Source organism: Vibrio sp. 10N.222.48.A3 (assembly GCF_041475345.1).
GTDB classification, from domain to species: domain Bacteria; phylum Pseudomonadota; class Gammaproteobacteria; order Enterobacterales; family Vibrionaceae; genus Vibrio; species Vibrio tasmaniensis_A.
The window spans coordinates 1-4,126 of the sequence record NZ_JBFRVX010000863.1 but is presented as its reverse complement, the minus strand read 5'-3'; the positions used below and the strand labels follow the sequence as shown (position 1 = coordinate 4,126).

Genomic DNA, 4,126 nt, shown 5'->3' with positions numbered 1-4,126 from the left:
CTATTAGGACGGTTTTAAAATAAACTCTAGCGGCAAAATCTTGGGTTCCGAGTAAATTTAAATAAAGTAAGCATGAACAAGAAGGATTAGTGATGAAAGTGAGTGTCTATATCGATCAAGTGTTGTTCAAACAAGCACTCAGAGCCGCCAAAAGCTCTGGACTGACCCCGTCCCAAACCATTGCCCATTGGGCGGCAATGGGTCAATTCATGGAAACCAAATCCCTCGGATCGCTGAGGCTCATACAGAGTGGCCCTAGAAAGAAGTAAATTTCCAGCCCGTTTTCATCGCTCTGGCGAAACCTTGGAGCCCCAGTAAACATCGTTAATAAAGACATTGAAAAGCCGAGCCAGCCCTCGGCCTTTCGATAGCGTTGCCGACGGAACTTGAATGTTCCGTACACAGATGGCCAGAGAAGAATGGCTCTTATGGATGTTTGAAATTCTTGAGAACCAAGTGATAGACAGAAACTCTGAAGCGCCGGCGGATTGCGTGGTGATTTCTGGCGCAATTTTACTCGACGTCCAAAAGAAATGAAGCGTTGGGAAGTATGAATAGAACTCCCCATGCTCCTTGGTGAGCGCAGTTAATTCGGGGACGGTTAGCTTTGCTAAATCCTTGCAATAACGGTCATATTGTCTACCAACACTGTCATTTTTCTCGCACCATCTTGTTGTCGAAAATTTGCATAATGTCCGTCCATCGGGGCATTCTACTCTAGCGCTTGAATGCTTTTTGCGTAAGACCGCACCACATTATATTTCATCTCATTAACGGTATAATTGAGTTTTTTAAAATCCAAACTTGGGGAAGAACTAAAATACTTACCGTTTGTGTCGCCAAGTTAAGCCTTCTATCACTTTAAGCAATCGCTTTTCGTATTGTTCCGCTCCGTCTCATTAAGTGAGCAACACATTTTCAGCGGTGGTGTTCGTGATAGTTAATAACGGGCTGATGAGCCTCTGGGCCTCAACAGAAAACGTCACTTTGCCTTGTTTTATAACGATAATTTTTCCCGTCTCAGCCGTATAGCCGTGGGGTCGTTCATTAAGGTAAACTGATCACGGTCGAGTACTTCAAGAGCGTCTTGAGACGTTTTTAGTTCAACGGTTAGTTCAGCTGAACTAAAGATGCACACCTTTAGCTTGGTAAAAAACACGGCAAGGATTAACCACGAATTCACGAGAATTGAGGTGTTTAAGATCAGGAGGAAGACGCCCAGACTCGGGAAATTAGCTGAGGCGTTCGACTCTTTCGAAGATGTTTTGAACGAGTTGTTTGGCAGCGAGCAGGTTTTCAAGGGCAATGTATTCCGCGAATTATTGAGAGTCGATAACGCGGGCTCACTCCAAATCCCTTCAGCCATTTTGACATTTTTCCTTGCTTCATCAGGACCCAGTGCTTTGCCTTTGAGATTGCGAGTTCACCGCCAGCAAGCCCTTCGAGAATAGCCAAACGGTTTTGCATAAACTGGTGTCCACATCAACCAGATACGTAGAGGGGGTCCCATGTTCGGTGAACAGCACTGGCTAGGTCTGTGAGGGTTTTGGTCGCTTGACGCTTAAGGGAAGTAACAAGCTCGACTTTCATGAGAAGGACTCCAACAGAAGACTCAAGTGATACTATTGAATCACTTGAGTCTAGTAAGTTTAGTGGAGAGAAATGCAAAGCGTTGGGAGTTACACTAAACAGTTTGTTATGCCTTTAATTGATAGGTCGCCTTTGAGGTGTATTCTGCCACACCTAAAATGCTAAAAACCCCGCCTATTGTTGTAAAATTGCACGCCCCTTCTTTTGCACAAGCAGAGAGGTTTTTATTAAACCAAGCTCTCGTAAAATAACCCGATTCTTTTAAATGTACGTAAGCGAACTGGAATTCAGAGAGAGTCACTCCTTTTTCATAGAAAGACGCTTTTTTAGAATGAGAGGGAATACGATAGATTAACGCCTCTTCACCTCTTCGTATGCCGAGACCTTTGATTACAAAGTCAGTTTTCATTTCTGGTTTTTGAATAACTCGACCTACTTCTTTAGCCAGTTCTCGGATGACCTTTTCCATTTTTCCTCCTGAGGTATAGATGGCCTTGTTAGGTGTCTTATTTTCGATGTTTTAGTAGTTCTACAACATGCTCTTTAATTTTGCTATCGCAAGGAAGTTGAGCACAGTACCTTCTTGAAACCAATAGAAGGTACTATCTAAGTTTGATTTTAAGGAATCAATTTGCTCAGTAGTTAAGCGTACCAAATATGCTCTCATTCGGATTTTTCGCGCTGTTGATGACAATTACGACATAGGCACCCTGGAGCTAAAAAATTACGAAACGTTAACGGCTAAGGTGCGACAGCAACGGCCTCTATCTCAATCATGGCATTGAGAGGGAGTTTTGACACTTCGATACAGGTTCTTGCGGGAAAATAATTGGCACCATGTTTAATGAAAAAATCATTATAAATTTCATTCACAATTGAAAAGCTCACCATATCGGTAAGATAAACGGTTGTTTTTACTACGTCTGACACATCAGTATTCGCATGTAGCAAAATGGCTCTCATGTTCTCTAGGCATTGAGTCGTTTGTTTTTCAAGGCAGGATTTAACCATCAAGCCTGATTGTGAGTGAAGCGGTAGCTGTCCGGAAGTGAAAATTAGCCCTCCAGAAATCACCCCTTGAGAGTATGGGCCAATAGCTTTAGGGGCTGACTGAGTTTCAATTATTTTTCGCATATTATTTAACCATAGGTTTTTGATGAATCAACAAAGCTATAGGATTGGGTAAAAAAACACTTATTATTTAACTATAATTAAAAATGAGATTTGAAGGGAACGGAGAAGCTAGGCAAGACAATTGCTTGCTTAGACCACTCACTAACTTTTAAATATCCTTTCCTTACTCCCTCTTGGCAGCACTGTTTTCATTGTGAAAATCGCGTAGCGTTCATTTCACTTTTATGATGGAGGAGAAAAGTGGCTGACAACCAAAGCACGCTAAAACTCAACCAAGTGAATTTAAAATAAAGGCGTAAAGTAGACCGCCCCGTATAAACCTTACCTCTCCTTAAACCCTCTACGCTGATAATCAATAAATAGTGAAAAAATCACTAGATACCCCACTTGCAACGCAATAATACTAATATCAACCGCCTCCCAAGGGTTAAAGTGAAGCTGAGTGCTTAAATAATAGACAAGATCATAAAGTAAAATAAACAGGTTATGGCAAGCATGAATGACAATGACTACTCCTAGGCGGCGATATCGCTCAAAGACCCAACATAGAAACGCCCCAGACATAAATGCGTCCAGCGCCCACTGGTGTATTGAAGCAAATATTAAGCTTGAGAGTAATGCGGCGTTAGTAACCCCAAAAATGGACCTGAAAATAACAAACAACAAATAACGAAACAGGAGCTCCTCTATCACGGGAGAAATGAGCACACCGTCTAGAGCGCTTCGCAACACACTCGACCAATCAATTACTCCATCAGAGGCCGAAAATAAAGGGGTAAAATTGTAGGATTGGGCCTGCCAAGATCCCGGGGAAAACCAATCAAAAATAATATATTGAAGATAATTTGATACGGAATTTAATGAAATCACCCCAATCAATATCAACGCGCCTTCACCCCATGTACATACGTTTCTGGGCCAAGAGGTTAAGTACTGCTTCCAATGCTTATCTCGCCGAGCACTAACAAATAGCACGAAAAAAGCGATAACAGGTAGAAAATAGTAGGCGAAAGCAGAGTAGAGTGCTCGATCCAAAGTCGGATTTAATGCCCACTCTCGGGTAATGCTCAGGTAGTAATCAAGCAGGACATAACTTGGAAAGAAATAGCCTATGTAAACCACCACCACAGCTGAAATCACTAACCGCATCGTAAACTCCAAAAAATTAATAACCATAAGGCAGTTCTTGCCGCTTTTATCATGTTGGTCGTTTAAGCTCACTTCGCGAACGTGCTGCGCTGGTAAGGCTCACTATAACGAGCCCTTTGCAAGAGAGGTGCACTCTATCAAGCGAATCTGGGAGCTAGCTTTTAATCCCACGGCCTAGGGTTACCCCCCAAAATTTTCCAACCTTATGAAGAGTAATTAATAATTTCATAGTTAAATTCCCCCTCTATTTAAC

Annotated in this window: 3 protein-coding genes and 2 pseudogenes; all 5 read right to left on the bottom strand. The window is 42.2% G+C overall.

Translation table 11 applies throughout. From position 1 onward, the window contains the following. Positions 1–1,136 precede the first annotated feature (1,136 nt). Positions 1,137–1,366, bottom strand: a pseudogene (locus AB4653_RS20985) (type II toxin-antitoxin system RelE/ParE family toxin); the annotation flags it as partial. Next, positions 1,357–1,590, bottom strand: a pseudogene (locus AB4653_RS20980) (prevent-host-death family protein); the annotation flags it as partial. The pseudogenes AB4653_RS20985 and AB4653_RS20980, both read right to left, overlap by 10 nt. Positions 1,591–1,696: 106 nt before the next feature. Then, positions 1,697–2,059, bottom strand: coding sequence for a hypothetical protein (locus AB4653_RS20975; RefSeq protein ID WP_016800046.1), 363 nt, complete (start codon positions 2,057–2,059; stop codon positions 1,697–1,699). 272 nt (positions 2,060–2,331) lie between these two features. Then, on the bottom strand, positions 2,332–2,724 hold the full coding sequence (locus AB4653_RS20970; protein ID WP_016800045.1) for a Rid family detoxifying hydrolase: 393 nt from the start codon (positions 2,722–2,724) through the stop codon (positions 2,332–2,334). A gap of 321 nt (positions 2,725–3,045) precedes the next feature. Further along, positions 3,046–3,900, bottom strand: a complete 855-nt coding sequence (locus AB4653_RS20965) for a CPBP family intramembrane glutamic endopeptidase (RefSeq protein WP_240798349.1) — start codon at positions 3,898–3,900, stop codon at positions 3,046–3,048. Positions 3,901–4,126 lie beyond the last annotated feature (226 nt).

Coding starts and splice junctions, on each gene's coding strand:
- AB4653_RS20965 (WP_240798349.1), bottom strand. CDS start 3,900: ATGGTTATTAATTTTTTGGAGTTTACGATGCGGTTAGTGATTTCAGCT.
- AB4653_RS20975 (WP_016800046.1), bottom strand. CDS start 2,059: ATGGAAAAGGTCATCCGAGAACTGGCTAAAGAAGTAGGTCGAGTTATT.
- AB4653_RS20970 (WP_016800045.1), bottom strand. CDS start 2,724: ATGCGAAAAATAATTGAAACTCAGTCAGCCCCTAAAGCTATTGGCCCA.